Source organism: Phytohabitans sp. LJ34 (assembly GCF_052068095.1).
Classification (GTDB): domain Bacteria; phylum Actinomycetota; class Actinomycetes; order Mycobacteriales; family Micromonosporaceae; genus Phytohabitans.
This window is the reverse complement of the sequence record NZ_JBQHDG010000002.1, coordinates 173908-196539: the sequence shown is the minus strand read 5'-3', so window position 1 is coordinate 196539 and position 22632 is coordinate 173908. Positions and strand designations below refer to the sequence as shown.

General features: G+C 71.0%; 17 protein-coding genes. 11 read left to right on the top strand and 6 right to left on the bottom strand.

The window, feature by feature from the left end:
* Positions 1-63: 63 nt before the first annotated feature.
* Both ACTMTJ_RS03920 and def read left to right on the top strand, forming a co-directional pair.
* Positions 64-1191, top strand: a complete 1128-nt coding sequence (locus tag ACTMTJ_RS03920; protein ID WP_441214653.1) for a chorismate-binding protein — start codon at positions 64-66, stop codon at positions 1189-1191.
* Positions 1192-1298: 107 nt separating this feature from the next.
* Positions 1299-1796: a peptide deformylase gene (gene def / locus ACTMTJ_RS03915; RefSeq protein WP_441214652.1), complete on the top strand. Its 498-nt coding sequence runs from the start codon at positions 1299-1301 to the stop codon at positions 1794-1796.
* 140 nt (positions 1797-1936) lie between these two features.
* Here def and ACTMTJ_RS03910 read toward each other — a convergent pair whose 3' ends face one another.
* The 5 genes from ACTMTJ_RS03910 to ACTMTJ_RS03890 all read right to left on the bottom strand — a co-directional run bounded on the left by ACTMTJ_RS03910 (position 1937) and on the right by ACTMTJ_RS03890 (position 8469).
* Positions 1937-4492 (bottom strand): ABC transporter permease, encoded by a 2556-nt coding sequence (locus tag ACTMTJ_RS03910; protein ID WP_441214651.1) that lies wholly within the window; start codon positions 4490-4492, stop codon positions 1937-1939.
* Positions 4492-5262 carry an ABC transporter ATP-binding protein gene (locus tag ACTMTJ_RS03905; protein WP_441214650.1) on the bottom strand — a complete coding sequence of 257 codons (771 nt, stop codon included), beginning with the start codon at positions 5260-5262 and terminating at the stop codon, positions 4492-4494. Before ACTMTJ_RS03905 ends, ACTMTJ_RS03910 begins: the two co-directional genes overlap by 1 nt.
* A 362-nt stretch (positions 5263-5624) precedes the next feature.
* Positions 5625-6299: a response regulator gene (locus ACTMTJ_RS03900; RefSeq protein ID WP_441214649.1), complete on the bottom strand. Its 675-nt coding sequence runs from the start codon at positions 6297-6299 to the stop codon at positions 5625-5627.
* A gap of 16 nt (positions 6300-6315) precedes the next feature.
* Positions 6316-7548 (bottom strand): sensor histidine kinase, encoded by a 1233-nt coding sequence (locus ACTMTJ_RS03895; protein WP_441214648.1) that lies wholly within the window; start codon positions 7546-7548, stop codon positions 6316-6318.
* A gap of 9 nt (positions 7549-7557) precedes the next feature.
* The gene (locus ACTMTJ_RS03890) at positions 7558-8469 is read right to left on the bottom strand and encodes a RecB family exonuclease (RefSeq protein WP_441214647.1); all 912 of its coding nucleotides are present in this window, start codon (positions 8467-8469) and stop codon (positions 7558-7560) included.
* A gap of 143 nt (positions 8470-8612) precedes the next feature.
* On the opposite strand from ACTMTJ_RS03890, the gene ACTMTJ_RS03885 reads away from it, so the two are divergent.
* From ACTMTJ_RS03885 to arc, 4 genes are all read left to right on the top strand, one after another.
* Positions 8613-9704 carry a site-2 protease family protein gene (locus ACTMTJ_RS03885; RefSeq protein ID WP_441214951.1) on the top strand — a complete coding sequence of 364 codons (1092 nt, stop codon included), beginning with the start codon at positions 8613-8615 and terminating at the stop codon, positions 9702-9704.
* On the top strand, positions 9701-10687 hold the full coding sequence (locus ACTMTJ_RS03880) for a tRNA (adenine-N1)-methyltransferase (RefSeq protein WP_441214646.1): 987 nt from the start codon (positions 9701-9703) through the stop codon (positions 10685-10687). The genes ACTMTJ_RS03885 and ACTMTJ_RS03880 overlap by 4 nt, the downstream gene beginning before the upstream one ends.
* The gene (locus ACTMTJ_RS03875) at positions 10680-11267 is read left to right on the top strand and encodes a hypothetical protein (RefSeq protein ID WP_441214645.1); all 588 of its coding nucleotides are present in this window, start codon (positions 10680-10682) and stop codon (positions 11265-11267) included. Before ACTMTJ_RS03880 ends, ACTMTJ_RS03875 begins: the two co-directional genes overlap by 8 nt.
* Before the next feature lie 152 nt (positions 11268-11419).
* Positions 11420-13201 (top strand): proteasome ATPase, encoded by a 1782-nt coding sequence (gene arc, locus ACTMTJ_RS03870; RefSeq protein ID WP_441214644.1) that lies wholly within the window; start codon positions 11420-11422, stop codon positions 13199-13201.
* A gap of 1545 nt (positions 13202-14746) precedes the next feature.
* On the opposite strand, the gene ACTMTJ_RS03865 is transcribed toward arc, so the two are convergent.
* Complete coding sequence (locus ACTMTJ_RS03865; protein WP_441214643.1) at positions 14747-16003, bottom strand: hypothetical protein; 1257 nt, start codon at positions 16001-16003, stop codon at positions 14747-14749.
* A gap of 192 nt (positions 16004-16195) precedes the next feature.
* Here ACTMTJ_RS03865 and dop point away from each other — a divergent pair, with 192 nt between their 5' ends.
* From dop to ACTMTJ_RS03840, 5 genes are all read left to right on the top strand, one after another.
* Entirely contained in the window at positions 16196-17713 is a 1518-nt protein-coding gene (gene dop / locus ACTMTJ_RS03860; RefSeq protein ID WP_441214642.1) for a depupylase/deamidase Dop, read from the top strand.
* A 93-nt stretch (positions 17714-17806) separates the two neighbouring features.
* Positions 17807-18025: a ubiquitin-like protein Pup gene (locus tag ACTMTJ_RS03855; RefSeq protein ID WP_441214641.1), complete on the top strand. Its 219-nt coding sequence runs from the start codon at positions 17807-17809 to the stop codon at positions 18023-18025.
* A gap of 110 nt (positions 18026-18135) precedes the next feature.
* Positions 18136-18975 (top strand): proteasome subunit beta, encoded by an 840-nt coding sequence (prcB, locus tag ACTMTJ_RS03850; RefSeq protein WP_441214640.1) that lies wholly within the window; start codon positions 18136-18138, stop codon positions 18973-18975.
* A gap of 44 nt (positions 18976-19019) precedes the next feature.
* A complete protein-coding gene (prcA, locus tag ACTMTJ_RS03845; protein ID WP_441214639.1) occupies positions 19020-19856 on the top strand; it encodes a proteasome subunit alpha in 837 nt (278 codons plus the stop codon).
* Positions 19857-20690: 834 nt separating this feature from the next.
* On the top strand, positions 20691-22256 hold the full coding sequence (locus ACTMTJ_RS03840) for a pectate lyase family protein (protein ID WP_441214638.1): 1566 nt from the start codon (positions 20691-20693) through the stop codon (positions 22254-22256).
* Positions 22257-22632: the final 376 nt, after the last annotated feature.

Here is a 22632-nt window from a genome sequence, read left to right as displayed (position 1 = left end):
ATCGACAGCGGTGGCGATCCCTTCCATCTTCTCCAAGCGTTCCTCGATCAACACGGACTACCGGTGCGGGATGTGCGTCAAATCGGCGACAAGTCGCCCCGCCCGGGTGCCGCCGCCGGCGCGTCGGTCTTCGTCTCGGCCGCGGCGGGTGCGTTCGCGGCGGGTGCGCCGGTCGGCCGACCCACCCCCGCCCCGGCGGTGCCCGACCTGGTCGCAGTGGTCTACGACGCGGCCTCCCCGGAGCTTTCCGCGGCGGTGCGCGACTTCTCGGCGGTGGTCTACGACGCGGCGTCCCCGGACGTTTCCGCGGCGGTGCCCGACCTCTCCGCGGTGGTTCACGACGTGGCCTCCTCGGGCGTTCCCGCGGAGGGCGGGCCGTGGGAGCTGGGGGAGTGGCGCCCGAGCTGGACCCGTGCCGCCCACGCCGAGGCGGTCCGGGCGGTGCGGGCCGCGATCTCCCGCGGCGACGTCTACCAGGTGAACGTCGTCGGCCACGCCTCCGCCCCCTACCTCGGCGACCCCCTGCCCGCGCTGCGGCGCCTGGCCGACCTGCCCGGCGCCCGCTACGCCGGCGTGCTCACCGGGCAGCGCTGGGCGATCGGGTGCGCCTCGCCCGAGACGCTCGTCGAGGTCTCCGGCGGCCGGGTCGTCACCCGCCCGATCAAGGGCACCCGCCCGGCCACCCCGGCGGGGCGGCGCGAGCTGCTCGCCTCACCGAAGGAACGCGCCGAGCACGTGATGATCGTCGACCTCGAACGCAACGACCTGGCCCGCGTCGCCCGCACCGGCTCGGTCCGCGTCGACGAGCTGTACGCGATCCGCCGCTGGTGCGACCTCTGGCAGGCCGAGTCCGTGGTCTCCGCCGAACCCGCCCCCGGCCTGAGCCTGGCCGACCTGCTGCGCGCGATGGCGCCGGGCGGCTCGGTCACCGGCGCGCCCAAGCGCGCCGCGCTGGCCGAGATCGCCGCCCTGGAACCGGTCGGCCGCGGCCCCAGCATGGGCGCGCTCGGCTGGATCGGCCACGACCGCCTAGACCTGGGCCTGACCATCCGCACCGCCGCCGCCGACGGGGAACGCGTACACCTGTGGGCCGGCGGCGGCATCACCTGGGGCAGCGACCCCGAGGCCGAGGTGGCGGAGGCGGAGGCCAAGGCGGCGCCGCTGCGCGCCGCGCTCCAAGGCCGACGCTGACCGCGCCGCGCTCCAGGGGCGGCCCCGTTGCGCGCCGCGCCCCAGAGGCGGCGCTGACCGCGTTCCTGGGGCGGCGCTGACGTAAGGGACCAGATAGCCTGGCGGCCATGACGATGCGGCCCATCCGGCTGCTGGGCGACGCGGTCCTGCGCACGCCCGCCGAACCGGTCACCTCCTTCGACGCCGAGCTGCACTCACTGGTCACCGACCTGATGGACACGCTGCTCGGCGCACCCGGCCGGGCCGGCGTCGCGGCCACGCAGGTCGGCGTGAGCGCGCGCGTGTTCGTGTACGACGCGGACGGTCAGGTGGGCCACGTGGTCAACCCGACCATCGAGCTGTCCGAGGAGCTCCAGGAGGGGGAGGAGGGCTGCCTGTCCATCCCCGAGCTGTACTTTCCGACGCCGCGCGCCATGTCCGCGACGGTGCAGGGCTTCGACCAGTACGGCACGCCGCTGACGGTGAGCGGGAGCGGCTTTCTGGCCCGGGCCTTGCAGCACGAGACCGACCATCTGGACGGCAAGCTCTACATCGACACCCTCCGCGGCGACACCCGCCGGCAGGCCCTGCGCGACATCCGCGCGGCCGCCTGGTCCCGCCGCTGACCGCCACGCGCATTGATCGTTGGCCCAAACGGCCGCTCCAGCCGGCGAGTCACGCCCTTTCGGGCTAGCGAGCACGGCGACCCGCTGGGTACCCGATGGGGGCGGCCCGCCCGAGCCGCCCCCATCTGTCCCCCGCTGGGCTATTCGTGGGCGATCGCGCCGAGCACGTTGAGGCGTGCGGCCCGGATCGCGGGCAGGATCGCGGCGACCACTCCTACGATCGCTGCCACTACCACGGCCAGCCCCATCTGGGACCAGGGAAGGACGAGCTCGGTGATGCCGTCGTCCTTGAGGGCGCGGACCACCGCGGCGCCGAGGCCGGTGCCGACCACGATGCCGAGGATCGCGCCGAACATCGAGATGACCACCGCCTCGACCGTGATCATGCGCATCGTCTGGGCGCGGCGCAGGCCGATGGCGCGGAGCAGGCCCAGCTCGCGGGTCCGCTCGAGCACCGACAGGGCGAGGGTGTTGACGATGCCGAGCACCGCGATCAGGATCGCGAGCGCCAGCAGGATCTGGATCATCGTGAGGATCTGGTCGAAGCCGCTGGTCTGCTGCTCGATGAACTTGCTCCGGTCGGCCACCGACACCTCGGGGCTGTCCGCGAGCAGCTTGTCGACCTGGGGCTCCACCTGCGCCACCGTGGCGCCGGGGCTGAGCTGGATGTACCCCTGCGTCGGCTGCGGGATCGCGAAGTCCTTGGTGGCCTGTACCGGCATCACGAAGCCGCCATACAGGTCGGACTCCTTGTAGATGCCCGACAGCGTGTAGGTGTGCGTCTCACCCCGGGACAGCTGTACGGTGAGCCGCGACCCGACCGACAGGCCCTCGTCGGTGGCGGTCTTGGAGTCGACGAGCATCTGGTCGGGGCCGAGCGAGGCGATGCTGCCGGCGGTCGGCTCGGCCCGGTAGACGTCCTTCAGCGCGCCGATGTCGCTGACCGCGGTGAGGTACTCCTTCTTGCCGTTGACCGTGCCGAGGTCGCCGTAGGTGCCGGTCGCGGCCTGCACGCCCGGGATGGCCTTGACCTCGTTGAGCACCGCCGGGTCGAAGCTCGGCGGCCGCGGCCCGCTCTGCACGCCGGAGATGACCAGGTCGGCGTGGATGGTGTCCTCGGCGAGCTTGGTGATGCTCGACTTGGCCGAACCGAGCAGCACGGTGACGCCGGTGACCAGCGCGATGCCGACCATCAGCGCGGCCGCCGTGATGGCGGTGCGCCGCGGGTTGCGGCCGGAGTTGAGGCGGCCCAGCTTGCCCGGCACCGACCAGGAGAAGATGCGGCCGAGCAGGCTCACCACCGGCTTGCTCACCAGCGGGGTCAGGAGCGCCACGCCGATGAACGTGACCAGCACGCCACCCAGGATCGTCCACAGTGTCCCATTTCCGTCGCCGGCGTTGCCGCTCAGGCCGAGCGCGAGCAGCGCGCCGCCGGCGGCGCCGACGATCGCGCCCCACACCGTGACCTTCGTGAGTGGACGGTCGGGCGTGGCGACCTCCTGCATCGCCGCGACCGGCGGGATGCGCGAGGCCCGCAGCGCGGGCAGCACCGCGGCGACCACGGTCACCAGCAGGCCGACCACGAACGAGCTGATGACGGCCGCGGGCGGGACGCCGATCGAGGCTATCTCCAGCCCGCCGCCCAGGCTGCCGAAGACGAACGCCAGCAGCGCGCCCACCCCGATGCCGGCGCCGAGGCCGAGCACGGAGGCGACGATGCCGATGACGATCGCCTCGGTGAGCACCGAGCCGATCATCTGCCGGCGGCTCGCGCCGACCGCGCGCATCAGCGCCAGCTCGCGGGTCCGCTGCGCCACGATGATCGAGAACGTGTTGAGGATCAGGAAGATGCCGACGAACAGCGCCACGCCGGCGAAGCCGAGCAGGATGTTGTTGAAGAAGCTCAGCCCCTGCTGGAAGGTGTCGGACGCCTCGTCGGTCAGCTGCTTGCCGGTCTTCACCTCGTAGCCGCTGCCGATCTGGGCCGCGATGTCGTCGCGCAGCTTGTCGTGCGAGACGCCGCTGGCGGCCTTGACGGTGATGTTGTTCCACACGCCGGTCTCGCCGAGCATCAGCTTTTGCGCCACCGGTGGCGTGAACGCGATCTGCTGCACGCCGCCGAGGCTGTCGCGGTCACCGCTGTAGCCGAAGACGCCGACGATCGTGAACTCCTGCCGCGGCTCGCGGGTCAGCACGCCGACCTTGTCGCCCACCGTGACCTTGCCGGCGTCGGCGAGCGTCGCGTTGATGGCGATCTCGTTGTCGGCGGTGGGGCCGCGCCCCTCGCGGAGCTGGATGAGCCCGTCGTCCGGGTTCCAGCTCTCGCCCAGCTGCGGCGGCCCGAACGAGGTGACCACCTTGCCGTTTTCACCGATGAGGCGGGCGCCGTCGGTGGAGACCGAGCCGGTGGCCTTGGCCACGCCGGGCACCGCCGTCACCTTGTCCACAGTGGAGGCGGGGAACGGCGCCGCCGCCTCCTCGCCCTCGAACTCGTCGACGTCGACCTTGGGCTTCGCGGTGATGCCGACGTCGGTCTGCGAGTACGCCGTGGAGAAGACCTGGTCGAACGAGCGGCCGAGCGTGTCGGTGAGCACGAATGCCCCCGACACGAACATCACGCCGAGCACGACAGCCAGCCCCGACAGCACGAGCCGGAGCTTGCGGGCGAGCAGGCTCTTGAAAGTGGCGCGCAGCATCAGGCCGCCGCCTCACCGGTCAGCACGTCGAGGCGCTTCATGGTGTCGAGGACGGACTCGGGCGTCGGCTCGTAGAGCTCGGAGACGATCGAGCCGTCGGCGAGGAAGACCACGCGGTCCGCGTACGACGCGGCGACCGGGTCGTGGGTCACCATGACGATCGTCTGCCCGTACTCACGGACGGAGCGCTGGAGGAACGCCAGCACTTCCGCGCCGGAGCGGGAGTCGAGGTTACCGGTCGGCTCGTCGGCGAAGACCACCTCGGGCCGCGAGACGAGCGCGCGGGCGCACGCCACCCGCTGCTGCTGGCCGCCGGAGAGCTGGGACGGGCGGTGGCCGAGCCGGTCGCCGAGCCCCACCGTGGCGATCACGGTGTCGAACCAGGCCTGGTCGGGCTTGCGCCCCGCGATCGAGAGCGGCAGCAGGATGTTTTCCTTCGCCGACAGGGTGGGCAGCAGGTTGAACTGCTGGAAGATGAAGCCCACCTTGTCGCGGCGCAGCTTGGTCAGGCCGGCGTCACCGAGGCCGGTGACCACCGTGTCGCCGATCGCCACCTGGCCGCGGGTCACCGAGTCGAGGCCCGCCAGGCAGTGCATCAGCGTGGACTTGCCGGACCCGGACGGGCCCATGATCGCGGTGAAGCGTCCCCGCTCGAACTCGGCGGTCACCCCCCGGAGCGCCACCACCTGGGCCTCGCCCGAGCCGTACACCTTCCACACGTCGGTGGCTCGGGCCGCCACATGCGTGTCGCGGGCTACCGTCGTCGTCACACTTCCCCCTCATCGATCTGCGCCCGGCGTGGTGCCGGGCGCAGGAAGTCTGGTCCGGCCGGACCCGTGGACCGGCCGGCAGCATCCATGTTGAGGGCCGCGAGCCGCGGAATCGTCCGCCCGCGGGGGGAACTCGAAACCCACCTTTGGATGCGGGCCGTCCCCGATGCTCGCTCAGGGTTGCCCCTGAGCGAGCCCGCGCACAAGGCCTGTGGCCAGGCCTTCCCCCGAATGCCCATCACGGATCTCACGCTAGGTCACGGAAGGGCCCGCGCCGTCGTGCTTGCGGAGACTCTTCGGGTACGCCCGGCGAGGTGTCCGGCGCGCCCGGCCTCCCCCTGAAGGAGTACGCCCGCGTCCCCCTACGCGCCGGGGCGTACCAGGCCGGTCTCGTACGCGAGCACGACCGCCTGCACCCGGTCGCGGAGGCCGAGCTTGGTCAGCACGTGGCCCACGTGGGTCTTGATCGTGGTCTCGCTGACCGACAGCGCGCCGGCGATCTCCGCGTTGGACAGGCCCCGGGCGACCTGCACGAGCACCTCGCGCTCCCGTTCGGTGAGCGAGTCGAGCGCCTTCGGCGGGGTGGAGGAGGGGTCGGGCAGGCTGTCCGCGAACCGGTCGAGCAGCCGCTTGAGGATCCGCGGCGCCACCACCGCCTCGCCGGCCGCCACCGTGCGGATCGCGGTCACCAGGTCTTCGGCCGGCACGTCCTTGGCGAGGAAGCCGCTCGCGCCGGCCCGCAGCGCGCCCACCACGTACTCGTCGAGGTCGAAGGTCGTGAGGATGAGGACCCGCACCGGCAGGCGGGCGTCGACGATCGCGCGGGTGGCCGCCACCCCGTCGAGGCGGGGCATGCGGATGTCCATCAGCACCACGTCGGGCAGCAGCCGGCGGGCCAGGTCGACCGCCTCGGCGCCGTCGCCGGCCTCGCCGACGATGTCCAGGTCTTCCTCGGCGCCGAGCACCATGCGAAAGCCCGTCCGCAGCAGCGGCTGGTCGTCGGCGAGCAGGATCCGCACCGGCCGTTCCGAAGTCACCCTGGTCCCCCTGTCGCTACTGTTCCATGGGGATCTTCGCGTACACCCGGAAGCCGCCGCCGGGCCGGGGGCCCGTGCGCAGCGTCCCGCCGTACAGCGCGACCCGCTCGCGCATGCCGACGAGCCCGTGCCCGACGGCCTGGTCGGAGCCGGGCACGGGGCCGCGGCCGGTGTCGAAGACCTCGACGATCAGCCAGTACACGCCGAAGCTGAGCCGCACGTGCGCGGTGGCGTTGCCGGCGTGCTTGAGCGCGTTGGTGAGCGCCTCCTGCACGATCCGGTAGATGGCGAGGGCCACGCCGTGGTCGAGCGGGCCGGGTGTGCCGTCGACCCGGAGCGCGACCGGCAGCCCCGCCTCGCGTACCTGCTCGACCAGCGCCTCGATGCCGGCGAGGCCGGGCTGCGGGGAGAGCTCGGCGGCCGGCTCGGCGTCGGTGCGGAGGACGTCGAGCAGGCGGCGCATCTCGCGGAGCGTGGCGCGGCTGGTGTCCTCGATCGTGGCGAGCGCCTCGTCGGCCGAGTCCGGGTCGCGCTTGAGCACGCGGCGGGCGCCGGTGGCCAGTACCCCCATCACGCTGACGTGGTGGGCGACCATGTCGTGCAGCTCGCGCGCGATCCGGCGGCGCTCGTCGCCGACGGCCTGCTCGGCCAGCGCCCGCTGGTTCTGCTCGGCGGCGCGGGCGCGTTCCTCCAGCGCGTGCGTGGACGTGCGGCGAGCGTGCACGGTGCGGCCGAAGAAGAAGCAGACCATGGCGATCAGCACGTTGAGGAACACGATGTAGCCGAGCGACATGCCGTCGGGGCGCAGGTGGGCGGGTGTGAAGAAGTTGATCACCAGCACCGGACCCCACAGCAGCGCGGCCGCCAGGCCGGCCCGGGAAAGGGCGAACTGGGCGGCGACCGTGTAGGTCAGCAGCAGGATCGCCACGGTCGCGGTCACCGTCTGGTGCTCGGTGATCGCGGACGCGCCGCCGGCCGCGATCAGCAGGACGACGGCGCCCCACGTGCTGACCCGGCGCAGCACCAGCGGCGCCGCGCCGGCGACGCTCAGCACCACGACCGCCGCCCAGCCCAGCTGGCGCGGCTGGGGTGGACCGATCGCGGTGAGGATCAGCTCGACCGCGATGACCGCGGCCGCGAGCAGGCCGTCGTTGCGCAGCACGCGCCGCGCGTCCGGGTCGGGACGCAGCCGCTCACGCCAGCCGCCCCACAGGGGCCGGCCGGCGGCGGGAGCGTCCGCGGGGGTCATGCAGCGAAACTATCCGCTGCGGGACGCTTCTCCTTCGTCGCCCGCGGTGAGCCGGTCATCCTCCTGGGGGATGAGGGCGGCGTCCGCGGTCTCGTCGCCCGGCTCGGGGAACGGCGGTGGGGTGCCGCCGAAGGCCGGGCAGAGCGACTGATGGCTGCACCAGTCGCAGAGGCGGCTCGGCTTGGGCCGGAAGTCGCGCTCGGCGGTGGCCCGGTCGATCGCCTGCCAGAGCGCCAGCAGCGTGCGCTCGAAGCGGACCAGCTCCTCGGGGTCGGGCGCGTAGTCGCAGATCTCCCGGTCGCGCAGGTAGAGCAGGCGCAGGACGCGCGGCACCACGCCCCGGGTGCGCCACAGCACCAGCGCGTAGAACTTGAGCTGGAACAGCGCCCGCGCCTCGAACGCCTCGCGCGGCGCGCCGCCGCTCTTGTAGTCGACCACCCGCAGGTCGCCGGCGGGGGAGACGTCGAGGCGGTCGACGTAGCCCCGGATCACCAGCCGGTCGTCGACCACCGCGGAGACCAGGCTCTCCCGCTCGGCCGGCTCGAGCCGCCGCGGGTCCTCGACCGCGAAGTAGCCCTCCAGCAACTCGCCGGCCGACGTGAGGAACCGCTCCCGCTCGTCCGCGACCAGCAGCTCGGCCAGCGCCGGTGCCTCCTCGACCAGCCGCTCCCACTGTGGAGTGATCAGGTCGGCGGCCGCGGCCGGGGTGCGCTCGGCGGCCGGCAGGTCGAACAGGCGCTCCAGCACCGCGTGCACCAGCGTGCCGCGGGCCTGGTCGGGCGTCGGCTGCTCGGGCAGCCGGTCGATCGTGCGAAACCTGTACAACAAAGGGCAGGTCTTGAAATCGGCCGCGCGCGAGGGGGAGAGGGTGGGGTAGACCGGCTCCTGCGAATCGATCTCGCCAAGCTCCGCGACCGTCATGCCAAGAGGTTAGGGCACGGGTATGACACGTCACCCGCGCCGCGCTCGGCAACCCGTAGCATCGAGGGGTGGAGGATCGCGCGCGGCAGGACCGTGCCCGGAAGGATCAGTCCGACCGCCGACCGGGTCTCGCCGTGGGGCGGGTGCTCGGCGTGCCGGTGTATCTCAACGCGTCGATGCTCCTCCTCGCCGTCCTCGTCACGGTCATCTACGGCGAGTTCGTCCGCCGCGAGCTCGATCTCTCCCAGCCGGCGGGTTACGCGATCGGGTTCGGTTTCGTCGTCTGCCTACTCGGATCGGTGCTCCTGCACGAACTCGGCCACGCGTTGACGGCGCGCCGGTACGGTATCGGCGTGCGCGGCATCACCCTGGAGCTGCTCGGCGGCTACACCGAGATGGACCGCGACGCGCCCAGCCCCAAGGTCGACCTCTACGTGTCGCTCGCCGGGCCGGCCGTGTCGCTGGTGCTCGGCGTGGTGGCCACGGTCGCGGCGCTCGCGCTGCCCGACCGCACGCTGGTCAACCAGCTCGCGTTCCAGCTCGCGGTGAGCAACATCGTGGTCGCCGTGTTCAACTCGCTGCCCGGCCTGCCGCTCGACGGCGGCCGGGCGCTGCGCGCGGCGGTCTGGGCGATCAGCCGCGACCGCCACCTGGGCACCGAGGTCGCCGGGTGGGTGGGGCGCGCGGTCGCGATCGCCACCGCCGCCGCGGTCGCGCTGCTCACCGTGGCCGGCGTGCTGTCCACGTTCGGGCTGGTGTTCATGCTGCTCGTGGCGTTCACGATGTGGCAGGGCGCCGGCCAGGCGATCCGGGTGGCCCGGATCAGCCGCCGGTTCCCGCTGATCGACGTGGCGCGGCTGGCCCGGCCGGTGTTCGCGGTGCCCACCGGCACGCCCCTCGCCGAGGCGCAGCGGCGCGGCACCGACGCCGGCCGCGCGGGCGCCTCGCTCGGGGTCTCCGACTCCGCCGGGCGGCTCGTCGCGCTGGTCGACCGGGCCGCGGCCGCGGCCGTGCCGGCCGAGCGCCGTCCGTGGGTCTCGGTCGACACCGTGGCCCGGGGCATCGACGGCATCCACACGATCCCGGTCGGCACCAGCGGCGAGCAGGTGATCAAGGCGGTCCAGGCACACCCCGGCGCGCAGTACCTGGTGACCGCGGGCGACGATGTCGTCGGCGTCCTCCACGTCGCCGATCTCGCCCAACTCCTCGAACCCAACCGGAAGATGAACACGTGACCGCCGCGCTCTCCGACGACGTCGACTCCGTGCCCGCCCACCGCGGGCCGTTCCGCCCTGGTGACCGGGTGCAGCTCACCGATCCCAAGGGCAGGATGCACACGATCGTGCTGGAGCCCGGCCGCTCGTTCCACACCCACCGGGGTGCGCTGGAGCACGACGCGCTCATCGGCCTTCCGGATGGAAGTGTGGTGACATCCAGCGGCGGCACCGCGTACCTGGCGCTCCGCCCGCTGCTGTCCGACTATGTCCTGTCGATGCCGCGCGGCGCCCAGGTGATCTACCCCAAGGACGCGGCACAGATCGTCGCGATGGGCGACATCTTCCCGGGTGCGAAGGTCCTGGAGGCCGGCGCCGGCTCAGGCGCGCTCTCCTGCTCGCTGCTGCGCGCGGTGGGCACGGCGGGCGAGCTGCATTCGTGGGAGGTGCGCGACGACTTCGCCGCCATCGCCCGGAAGAACGTCGAGGCCTTCTTCGGCGGCCCGCACTCCGCGTGGCACCTGCGCGTCGGCGACGTCACTGAATGCGACGAAACAGGCTTCGACCGGATAATCCTGGACATGCTTACCCCGTGGGAGGCGCTCGACCTCGTCGAGCGGGCCCTCGTGCCCGGCGGCGTCTTCATCGGGTACGTGGCGACCGTGCCCCAGCTCTCCGAGCTGGTCGAGGCGCTGCGCGAGCGCGGGTGCTTCACCGAGCCGCGCGCCTGGGAGAGCCTGGTGCGCGACTGGCACGCCGACGGGCTGGCCGTCCGCCCCGACCACCGGATGATCGCGCACACCGCGTTCCTGGTCTCCACCCGCCGCCTCGCGCCCGGCGTGACAGCCCCGCCGCGCCGCCGCAAGCCCAGCAAGGGCGCCGAGGCGTACGCGGCCCGCAAAGCGGCTTCGGGCGCCGCTCCGGAGGTGCCGCCGCGGGCGGTGGCCGCCGCCGGGCCCGTGCCGGCGCCCGCCCGGGGTGAGGAGGCCGACACGAGTGGCTAGGCCGGCGTTCGGAGGTGGTGAGCTGCCCGCGGTCTTTCCCGACTGGTCGCCGTACCAGGACCTGGACTCGGCGGCCCGGGCCTACCTGCGCGACCCCGATGTGGCCCTGGAGGCCCTCGGCGGGGTGCTGCGCGGCGCCACCGTGCTCGGCTTCACACTCGAACGCTTCGTCAACGAGGTCAACGGTGTCTGGCAGGAGGTCGTGGTCTGCGACGGCAGCCGGCTCATCCTGTGGCACGGCGAGGACGTGGCGCCCGGCGACGGCCCGCCCGGCTCGATGACCTCCTCGCTGCGCGTCGTGCCGCTCTCCACGGTCACCGAGGTGGGCTGCCGCCGGCGGCTCACCCGCACTGCCGGCGGGCAGGCCCGGGTCGACAGCATCGACGTGTACCTGCTGCTCAGCTCCCTCGACGAGGCCGTGCCCAACCCCGCCGCGCCGGCCGAGGAGAACGCCAACTCGGTACGCCACGACGCGCTCCGCTTCGGCAAGACGCTCGACGACGGCGGTGCGGGGCAGATCACGCGGCTCGAGGAGTTTGCCCGGCTCGTGGCCTCGATGGTGGGACGCCCGACACTTTGAGGAATGTGCCGCTGGTCTCCGGGCATTACACAGGCTGCTCACCCCCGCATTGCAGATCAAGAGTCAGTGACGAGGGTGTTGCGTAGGTTCGATTGGCCGTAACAGCGGTTAGTGTTATGGCAGTACGTTCAAGCCCCCCGGGGAGGTGGGACGTGGCACGCAGCGACGACGCGGACTCGCGCGCCGCACGGTGGGAGAAGGAGGCCCACGATCTCTCCACTCAGGTCGCGTTCCTTCAAGAGGAACTCGCTCTGGTGCGGCGCAAGCTGACCGAAAGCCCACGACACGTCCGGCAGCTCGAGGAGCGGCTAGCGGCAACGCAGGCGCAGCTGGCCCGACTGACCGAAAACAACGAGCGGCTCGTGAGCACTCTCAAAGAGGCCCGAGCCCAGATCGTCACGCTCAAGGAGGAGATCGACCGCCTGGCGCAGCCGCCGAGCGGTTACGGCGTCTTCCTGGCCAAACACGACGACGGCACCGTCGACGTGTTCACCGGCGGGCGAAAGCTCCGGGTGGCGGTGTCCCCGTCACTCGACGTCGACGAGCTGCGTCGCGGGCAGGAGGTCCTGCTCAACGACGCGCTCAACATCGTCGACGCGTTCGGTTACGAGCGGGTCGGCGAGGTGGTCATGCTCAAGGAGGTGCTGGAGCACCCCGCCGGCGGTCCGGGTGACCGGGCGCTGGTGGTGTCCCACGCCGACGAGGAGCGCATCGTCCACCTCGCGGAGACGCTCATCGGCTCGGCGCTGCGCGCCGGCGACTCGCTGATGATCGAGCCCCGCTCGGCGTACGCGTACGAGCGGATCCCCAAGAGCGAGGTCGAGGAGCTCGTCTTGGAGGAGGTGCCCGACGTCGGATACGAGGACATCGGTGGCCTCCAGTCCCAGATCGAGCAGATCCGCGACGCGGTCGAGCTGCCGTTCCTGCACTCCGACCTGTTCCGGGAGCACCAGCTGCGCCCGCCGAAGGGCATCCTGCTCTACGGCCCGCCCGGCTGCGGCAAGACCATGATCGCCAAGGCCGTCGCCAACTCGCTGGCCAAGAAGATCGCCGAGGGTCGTGGCGAGGAAAAGCACACCAGCTACTTCCTCAACATCAAGGGCCCTGAGCTGCTCAACAAGTACGTCGGCGAGACCGAGCGGCACATCCGGCTTGTCTTCCAGCGGGCCCGCGAGAAGGCGGACGAGGGCACGCCGGTCATCGTGTTCTTCGACGAGATGGACTCCGTCTTCCGCACCCGCGGCTCCGGCGTCTCCTCCGACGTGGAAAACACGATCGTGCCGCAGCTGCTCAGCGAGATCGACGGCGTCGAGGGCCTCGAAAACGTCATCGTGATCGGCGCCTCCAACCGCGAAGACATGATCGACCCGGCCATCCTGCGCCCCGGCCGTCTCGACGTGAAGATCAAGATCGAGCGCCCGGACGCCGAGGCCGCGCGTGACATCTTCTCGAAGTACATCCTGACCGGGCTGCCCCTGCACCCCGACGACCTCACCGAGCACGGCGGCGACGCACAAGCCACCGTCGCCGCGATGATCGAGGCGGTCGTCCTGCGCATGTACTCCGAGACCGAGGAAAACCGCTTCCTCGAGGTCACCTACGCCAACGGCGACAAGGAAGTCCTGTACTTCAAGGACTTCAACTCCGGCGCCATGATCCAAAACATCGTCGACCGCGGCAAGAAGATGGCCATCAAGGAGTTCCTGTCGTCGGGCCGTAAGGGCCTGCGCTTGCAGCACCTGCTGGACGCCTGCGTCGACGAGTTCCGCGAAAACGAAGACCTGCCCAACACCACCAACCCGGACGACTGGGCCCGCATCTCCGGCAAGAAGGGCGAGCGGATCGTCTACATCCGCACGCTCGTCTCCGGCGGCAAGGGCGCCGAGGCCGGCCGCTCCATCGACACCGTGAGCAACACGGGTCAGTACCTGTAGCCCGCACCGTTCGCACAGAAGGGCCCCGGCGTTGCCGGGGCCCTTCTCGTGTCGGCCGCGTCAGCCTCGTTCGTGGTTGCGGGTTGGTGCGCCTCGGGCTTCGCGCACCGCTGCGGCTAGGGGGATGGCCTGGCCGCGAACACGCATGACCAGCGGATCGTTGCCACAGCCCACGTCTCGGGAGATTGGCTCGGTGTTCACCGCGTTTTGATGATCGTTAGCCCAAAACCCGCGTTCGTGCCGGCGTGTCACACGGGTTTCGGGCTAACGATCACGACGCCTTCCACATGCTGACCCGATGGTCCCGTCACGTGGGAGATGCGGGGCTGCGGCGCCGCATCGCATGATCGTTAGCCCGTTAGGGGCGTGGTCTTCGGCGTGTCGCGACCTTTTCGGGCTCACGATCATGACGCCGCCCACATGCTGAGCCACATCCCAAGGACCGGGCGGGTGGGCCGGCGATCCGCCGGTCATTTGTGTTTCGCGGCCCCGGTCAACCCCCGAAGCCGCAGCAGCGTGCGAAGCACGCCTCCCACCGCAACCACCCACCAACAACGTCAAACAAGGGCAGGCGGCCCCGTCCGGAGCCGGAGGCGCACTAACCGCAACGAAATCCAGGTCCGGACCGCCGCAGCCAGCGGCTTCACCCCATCCGCCGCCGGGCCGCGGTCGCCCCTGTCCACGATGTCTGTTCTCGGATAGGCGATCCCGCAACAACAAGGGGGTTTCGTCGCCGCGAGTAACCGCCGTCGCCGTGCACGCGGCACAAGATTCGAGATCTTGGAGAGTTAGGGCGCCATATCAACCCTAACCGTCCTAGATCTCAAAGCCCCCGATCCCGGGCCGGTGACGCCATGTAACCGATAGCCCATGGCCGGAGCGGACCTTGCGAGCGGGGAGCATACGGTCTACCGCTGACGCGGACTGGAGAGATCTGCTTGGAAGTAGTCGGCTGAAAGCGGTCATGACCCCTGTGGCCGGCCCTGCCTCTTGCCGCAGCCAGCGGGCGTAGCCCGAGCCGTGCCGTATGCCGTCGTCCACCCGCACGGGGAGCAGACCAGCGCCGGGGCCGCCACACCCCAAAGCAGGGTGAGGATCAGACGGCGGCTGGCGGCCCCGGCGCTGGTCTGCTCGGCTTTGCCTGGACGACGGCATACGGCACGGCTCCCACCGCAACCACCCACCAACAAAAGAACCAGCCGGGGACGGCCCGGCCGGAGCCCGAGGCCCCGCCGGAGGCGCAGTAACCGCAACCACAAGCGAAGCCGAAACCGCAGAGCAAGGGACAACCCGGCTCCAACTCCGAAGTCGAGGGGCCACAAATACCAAGACCACCGGCTGTCATCGGGGCGGCCGCCTGAGGGGCTTGCGCCGCGGACCCGGCAGTGGACGGCCGGGGGTTTCGACTCGCCCTGCGAGCCGCCGGCCGGGAGCGGTGCCCGCGGGAAAACACCCCAAGAAAACGCTCCGCCGCGCTCCACGTTTCCCCGGGGACCCCGCGCATACGGCCTACAGCTGACGCGGACGCGGGCAAAACCCAAATGGTCAGCCGCTGGCGCCCGGAGAAGACGCGGGCTCGGCGGCGGGTGGTCTCTGGAAGGCGGGCAGCAGGCCCTTCGCGACCCGGTCGAAGAGGACCGCCACGGCCACGACCAGCGCGGGCAGCATCGGCAGCTCGTACCGGAACATGGTCATGAACGGCGCGATGAGGAAGATGCCCGTGGCGCCGACCCAGGCGGAGGCCACGAGCCACGGCACCACGGTGCGCCAGGCGACCACGCTGGCCACGATCGACAGCACCAGCAGCAGCACAAGGGGCCAGCTGGAGAGGACGATCGTGGCCTCCTTGGAGAGCGCCGTCGGGACCGCCTCGCGGTACCAGGGCATCGCCTCGCCCAGTGTGCGGGCGCGGCCGCCGGTCATGCTGAAGAAGTGGTCGCGGCTGCTCAGCGGCGCGCTGACCTCCTTGCTCCAGATGCCGCCGGCGATCACGCCAACCGCGGCGCCGGCGGCGGCGGCGGTCCAGGAGCGCCAGCGGTCGCGGTCGCGCCACATCGCCCAGAGCCATACCGCCGCGACCGTGGCCACCGTGTAGGGCGTGATGACGCGTGCGGTGCCCACCAGGAACGCGGCCAGCGCCAGGCCGGCCACGGTCCACTTCGTCGCGGGCTTGCGCCAGGGGAGTAGCAGCAGCAGCGTCGTATGGAGCATCAGCGCGAGCGAGTCGGTCAGGCCGCCGACGCACCACTTGGCGATCAGCGGGGACATGACCGCGAGCACGCTCGCCGCGACCGAGGCCGGCACCGAGGCGTGCACGGTGGCGAAGCGGTAGATCAGGAACATCGCGACCACGAACGCGATGGCCGGCACCACCACGATGCCGCCGGGGCCGAAGAGCGCCACCCACGGGATCGACAGCAGTGGCAGCAGTATGCGTGGGCGGTAGCTGAGCGTGAAGGGCTTGGAGGCCCACAGGTAGTCGTACGGCTTGAAGGTGCCGTGGTCGCGGATGTAGTCGAGCACGATCTGCTCGCCGTGCGCCTTGTCGTACCCCATGTACTGATACGTGTAGATCAGGTACCACTGCGAGTCGGGGAAGATCTGGTGGGTCGAGGCGTAGGTCCAGATCATCGCGGTGGTCGTGGCCGCCAGGACGACGAGGGCGCCCCACGCGAACGGTCCGGAGGGTCGGCGCCATCTTCTCGTGCGCCGTTTCGCTGGCTTTTCCTCGGCCGAAGGGGCCGGCACGACGGCCTCCTTCTCCTCGGACGGGACGGCTCGCGTGACCGTCAGCTCACCCACCCGCTACGCTCCTCGCCTGGTCGCCATGCGTTTGCCCGTGCGCCGCCCACTGTGGCCGCGTCATGATACCGGAGCGTAGCCCCGGAGAGTCGTTCCAACCCCACCCGGTGCGGCGCAGCGCGGAGCGTGCCTATCGGACTACGCTCGACGGGTGGCGCGTACGCACCTGGGCGGCAGTGAGGTAGGCGAGGCATGAGTGTTCGGCGGATCATGGGGACCGAGGTCGAGTACGGTATCTCGGTGCCCGGCCAGCCCGGGGCCAACCCGATGGTCACCTCGTCCCAGGTGGTCAACGCGTACGGGGCCCGGCCCGAGCTGACCCGCGGTGGGCGGGCTCGGTGGGATTACGAGGAGGAGTCGCCGCTGCGCGACGCGCGCGGCTTCACCTACTCGGGGGCCGCGTACGACCCGGCGGAGGCGCTCGCCGACGAGGATCTGGGGCTGGCCAACGTCATCCTCACCAACGGCGCCCGGCTCTACGTCGACCACGCGCACCCGGAGTATTCGACGCCCGAGGTGACCAACCCGCTCGACGTGGTCAAGTGGGACAAGGCGGGCGAGCGCGTGATGGCCGAGGCGTCGCGGCGCGCGGCCACCATCCCGGGCACGCACACCATCCACCTGTACAAGAACAACACCGACAACAAGGGCGCCAGCTACGGCGCGCACGAAAACTACCTGATGCGCCGCCAGACGGCGTTCGCCGACATCGTGGCCTACCTGACGCCGTTCTTCGTGACCCGCCAGATCGTGTGCGGCGCGGGCCGGGTCGGGATCGGGCAGGACGGGTCGCAGCCCGGCTTCCAGATCTCCCAGCGTGCCGACTTCTTCGAGGTCGAGGTCGGGCTGGAGACGACGCTCAAGCGCCCGATCATCAACACCCGCGACGAGCCGCACGCCGACGCGGACAAATACCGGCGCCTGCACGTCATCATCGGCGACGCCAACCTGTCGGAGATCTCCACCTACCTCAAGGTGGGCACCACCGCGCTGGTGCTCACGATGATCGAGGAGAAGGCGCTCACGCCCGACCTCGGCATCGCCGACCCGGTCTCCGAGCTCAAGGCGGTCAGCCACGACCCGGCGCTGGCCCACCTCATGCGGCTGCGCGACGGGCGCCGGCTCACCGCGCTCGACCTCCAGTGGGCCTACTTCGAGCGGGTCAAGTCCTTTGTGGACGACCGCTACGGCCAGGACACCGACGCCGCCACCACCGACGTGCTCGCCCGCTGGGAGAGCGTGCTCGACCGCCTCGGCCGCGACCCCATGCTCTGCGCCGACGAGCTCGACTGGGTGGCCAAGCTGCGGCTGCTGGAGGGCTACCGCGAGCGGGAAAAGCTCGGTTGGGCCTCGCACAAGCTCCAGCTCGTCGACCTCCAGTACTCGGACGTCCGCCCGGAGAAGGGGCTCTACCACCGCCTCGTCGCCCGCGGCTCGATGAAGACGCTCCTCGAAGACGAGCAGACCCGCCGGGCGATGGTCGAGCCGCCGGAGGACACCCGGGCCTACTTCCGGGGCCGCTGCCTCGCCCAGTACGCGTCCGAGGTGGTCGCCGCCAGCTGGGACTCGGTCATCTTCGACGTGGGGCGCGAGTCGCTCGTGCGGGTGCCGATGATGGAGCCCGAGCGGGGCACCCGCAAGCACGTCGGTGCTCTCTTCGACCGCTGCGCCAGTGCCAAGGACCTGCTCGAGGCCATCACCGGCGGGTGATCGCTGCGCCCTGGGCGAAACGTCGCGTGAGGCGAGGGTTTTCCGTGGCACCGGCGAGGTAGTTTTTCAGCAAGCGATGTTGAGGAGGACCCGATGGCTACCCGTGACACAGGCGGTCAGTCACAGTCCGGCAAGGCCCGCCGCGAGGAGGACGTCGACGCCGGCCCGGCCCCCGAGGCCAACCCGGAGGTCGCCGAGCGCCACGCCGAGATCACGGAGGACGTCGACGACCTCCTGGACGAGATCGACTCGGTGCTGGAAGAGAACGCGGAGGAGTTCGTGAGGGGGTACGTCCAGAAAGGCGGCCAGTAGTCGGTAAGTGTCTGCTTTGGGCGTTCTTTAGTGCGAGCGGCTCCGTCCGCTCGCGCACTCTGTGACGTGGCGTATCTTGCGAACGCGATCACCTATCTGAAGGGAAGCACGTGCCTGCGGGTTTTGATCCATCCCGGCGTCTACCAGACTTCTTCGCGGACCCGGGGACGTCCTCCTTCACGCAGTTCCTCAGTCTGAACGCGCCTGAGCTCCTGCCCGGGCGTCGTCCGCTCCCGCCGGGGTACTCCGCGGACATGGCACCGCACGCCACCACGGTCGTGTCGATCGTCTGCGCCAACGGCGTGGTGATGGCCGGCGACCGGCGCGCCACGGCGGGCAACCTCATCGCCAGCCGCGACATCGAGAAGGTGCACCCGGCCGACCCGTACTCGCTGGTGGGCATGGCCGGCACGGCCGGCGTGGGCATCGAGCTGATCAAGCTCTTCCAGGTGGAGCTCGAGCACTACGAGAAGATCGAGGGCGCGATGCTCTCGCTCGACGGCAAGGCCAACCGCCTCGCCGCGCTGGTGCGCAACAACCTCGGCGCGGCCATGCAGGGCCTCGCGGTCGTGCCGATCTTCGCGGGCGTCGACCTGGCCGCCACCGACCCGACCAAGGTGGGGCGCATCTTCAGCTTCGACGTCGCGGGCGGCCTCTACGAGGAGACCGGGTACGACGGCATCGGCTCCGGGTCGCTGTTCGCCAAGTCGGCGCTCAAGAAGCGGTACCGGCCGGGCCTGTCGGTGGAGGAGGCGGTGACGCTGGGCGTGGAGGCGCTCTACGACGCGGCCGACGACGACACGGCCACCGGTGGCCCCGACCTGACCCGCAAGATCTACCCGGTGGTCATGAGCGCGACCACCGAGGGCACCCGCCGCCACACCGACGAGGAGGTCGGCGCGATCGCCGAGGCCGTCGTCGCCCGCCGCATGGAAAACATCGGCGGCTGATACCCGCCCCACCGATCTCGTCTGTCTGAAGGAGAGCCGCCGACGTGGCAATGCAGTTCTACGCCTCACCCGAGCAGATCATGCGCGACCGCTCGGAGCACGCCCGCAAGGGCATCTCCCGCGGTCGCAGCGCCGTGGTGCTCACGTACGAGGGCGGGGTGCTGTTCGTCGCGGAAAACCTGACCTCGCTGCGCAAGGTGAGCGAGATCTACGACCGCATCGGGTTCGCGGCCGTGGGGCGGTACAACGAGTTCGAAAACCTGCGCCGCGCCGGCGTGCGCAAGGCCGACCTCGACGGCTACAGCTACGACCGGCGTGACGTGACCGGGCGGGCGATCGCCAACGCCTACGCGCACGCGCTCGGCGCCATCTTCACCGAGCAGGTGAAGGCGTACGAGGTGGAGATCTGCGTCGCCGAGGTGGGCACGACGCCGGAGTCCGACGAGATCTACCGGATCACGTACGACGGCTCGGTGCAGGACGAGCCGGGCGTGATGGCGATGGGCGGCCAGGCGGAGGCGATCTCCGGCGCGCTCAAGGAGGCCCACCGGATCGACCTGTCGCTCGGCGAGGCGGTGCGCCTGGCGGTGAAGGCGCTGGGCAGCGTCGGCGGCGAGGGCGGGCAGCCCCGCACGCTCGGCGCCGAGCAGCTCGAGGTGGCGGTGCTCGACCGGAGCCGCACGGGCCGCACGTTCCGCCGGGTCATCGGGGTGGCGCTGACGTCGCTGCTGACCGAGGAGCCGCCGGCCGCGCCGGTCACCGAGTCGCCGTCCGAGCCGCCGCCGGCGGTGGAGAAGAAGGCTCCGCCGCAGTCCGCCGGCTCCGACGACCTGGAGATCCTCGACGACCTCGACGAGGCCGAAGGCGACGCCAAGGAGTAGGCGCCGCTTCGAGGCAGATTTCCCCTCGTTCGCGTCCGCTGCGGACCGTATGCCCGGGGTCCCCGGGGGAAGCGTGGAGCGCGGCGAGGCGTTTCCTGGCGTGCTTTCCCCGCGGGCGCCGCTCCCGGCCGGCGGCTCGCGGGCGAGCCGAGTGCCCCGGCCGTCCGCTGGCTTGCGGCGCGGGCCTGGCAGCGCGGGTCGGGGATCTCGGCGAGCCCTGGCGAGCCGCCGACCCGCGCGTACTCCGGCGGGAGCAGCGGTCCGCGGCTGACCCGAACCCGGGCAAACTCCAACTCGCCGCAGTCTGGAAAAGCTCGATGCCGTCGCGGTCCATGCCGCTGCCGCGGACTCACTCGTCCGCCGCTCACCCCAGGGACGCACGGTTCGTTTGTCCACGATGTCCATTGCCCGGGGGCGACGGGCACCAGACCGAACAGACACGCCATCACCGCCAGTAACCGCCACAGCGCGCGTGAACCGCGTCCGATGCCAGATCTTGGAGAGTTAGGGCGCCATGTCAACCCGAACTCTCCTAGATCCGCCCTCGGGGCTGGTTACCCTCCGTCAGGGGCGCGGCGGCGGGTGGGCCGCGCGATCCTTCGGGCTTGTCCCGCGGAGCTGGCAGTGGACGGACGGGGTGCGACGAGCGCCAGCGACGAGCCGGCCGGGAGCGGTGCATGCGGGACAGCACCCCAAAGCTCCACGTTTCCCTGGGGCCTGGGGTGACCGCGGCGAGTTGACACTTGCAACATCTATAGACGGCGTCCTATGCTCGCCCGTGGAAAGCGCTTTCCTGCCTCACGGATCCCTCCGGTGGAGGCGACCAAGCGAGAGATGAGGCGAGGAAAAGTGAGACTGCGACTCTTCGCGGCGCTCGGGGCGGCGGCCGTGGTCGCCGGCGGGACCGGTGTGATGCTGGCGATTCCGGAGGCGTCGGCGGCGACCGGCGGCGTCACCGGCTACGCCACGCAGAACGGCGGCACCACCGGCGGCGCGGGCGGCCAGACGGTGCGGGCCACCACCGGCACCGCCATCCACACCGCCCTGTGCAACCGGGCCAGCAGCAGCACCCCGATCGTCATCCAGGTCGAGGGCACGATCAACCACGGCAACACCACCAAGGTGTCGGGCGACAGCTGCAACACCGCCGCCGACAAGATCGAGCTCAAGGAGATCAGCAACATCACCATCATCGGGGTCGGTGGCGGAGCCGTCTTCGACCAGTTGGGCATCCACATCCGTGACTCCAGCAACATCATCATCCAGAACGTGACCGTCCGGAACGTCAAGAAGTCCGGCTCGCCCCTCTCCAACGGCGGCGACGCCATCGGCATGGAGAGCACGGTCCGCAACATCTGGGTCGACCACGTCACGCTGGAGGCGTCCGGCGGTGAGGCGGAGGGCTTCGACGGCCTCTTCGACATGAAGGACAACACCCAGTACGTGACGCTCTCGTACAGCATCCTGCGCAACTCCGGCCGCGGCGGCCTCATCGGGTCGAGCGAGAGCGACACCTCGAACGGGTTCGTCACGTTCCACCACAACCTGTACGAGAACATCGACTCCCGCACGCCCCTGCTGCGCGGCGGCATCGCCCACATCTACAACAACCACTACGTGAGCCTCCGCGAGTCGGGCATCAACTCGCGCGCCGGCGCACGCGCCAAGGTGGACAACAACTACTTCCGGAACTCCAAGGACGTGCTCGGCACGTTCTACACCGACGCGGCCGGCTACTGGCAGGTGAGCGGCAACGTCTTCGACAACGTGACCTGGTCGGCCCCCGGCGACGACACCAACCCGGCCGGCCCCAACGTCCAGTCGAACACCAGCGTCAGCATCCCGTACGCGTACACGCTCGACGGTGCCAGCTGCGTGCCGAACGTGGTCAGCCAGACCGCTGGCGCCAACAAGGGCCTCCAGGTCTCCAACGGCAACTGCGTGCCGCAGAACCCGACCACGCCGCCGCCCACCACCGCCGGCCCGAACCCGACGACGCCGGCGCCCACCACGCCCGCACCGACCCAGCCGAGCGGCACCAACCTCAGCATCGGCGCCGGCTCGGACGGCTCCAGCAAGGCGAGCGGCACGAGCTACGGCAACGTCCGCGACGGCAGCCTGACCACCTACTGGTCCCCGGCCGGCGCGACCGGCGACATCTCGATCAAGTGGGGCTCGGCCACCCGCGTCTCCCGCGCCGTCATCCGCGAACCGTCCGGCACCAGCGGCAGCATCGGCTCCTGGCAGCTCGTCAACCACGACACCGGCGCCGTCCTGACCTCCGGCAGCGGCGCCGGCACCATCACCTTCGCCGCGACGTCGCTGACGAAGATCACCTTCCGCATCACCAGCTCCGGCGGCGCCCCACGCGTCGCGGAGTTCGAGACCTACGCCAGCTAGGCCGCATCGGCTTCCGGCCCAGGCGGTGTCAGCCTGGGCCGGAACCACATTCTGTCCCGGGCCGCGTCAGCGGCGGACCGCCGCTCCCGCCGGAGACCGCTCCCGGCCGGCTCCTCGCCGGCGCTCGTCGAAACCCCGGCCGTCCGCTGCCGGGTCCGCGGTCCCAAGCCCTTATCCTCTTGGTCTTCGTGGATGGACGCGGCTCGGCTTTTGGTTGCGGTTAGCGCGCCTCCCGGCGGGGCCTCGGGCTCCGGACAGGGCCGCCCTGCGGCTGGTTCGTGCGTGGAGGGGTGGTGGCTCGGTGTTGATCAGGGACTTGGTGGGCGTGTCGCCCGGTGCGTCACTCCACCAACCCCCTGATCAACAGGGCGACTGC

Coding starts and splice junctions, on each gene's coding strand:
- def (WP_441214652.1), top strand. CDS start 1,299: ATGACGATGCGGCCCATCCGGCTGCTGGGCGACGCGGTCCTGCGCACG.
- ACTMTJ_RS03910 (WP_441214651.1), bottom strand. CDS start 4,492: ATGCTGCGCGCCACTTTCAAGAGCCTGCTCGCCCGCAAGCTCCGGCTC.
- ACTMTJ_RS03895 (WP_441214648.1), bottom strand. CDS start 7,548: ATGACCCCCGCGGACGCTCCCGCCGCCGGCCGGCCCCTGTGGGGCGGC.
- ACTMTJ_RS03890 (WP_441214647.1), bottom strand. CDS start 8,469: ATGACGGTCGCGGAGCTTGGCGAGATCGATTCGCAGGAGCCGGTCTAC.
- dop (WP_441214642.1), top strand. CDS start 16,196: ATGAGTGTTCGGCGGATCATGGGGACCGAGGTCGAGTACGGTATCTCG.
- ACTMTJ_RS03855 (WP_441214641.1), top strand. CDS start 17,807: ATGGCTACCCGTGACACAGGCGGTCAGTCACAGTCCGGCAAGGCCCGC.
- ACTMTJ_RS03840 (WP_441214638.1), top strand. CDS start 20,691: ATGAGGCGAGGAAAAGTGAGACTGCGACTCTTCGCGGCGCTCGGGGCG.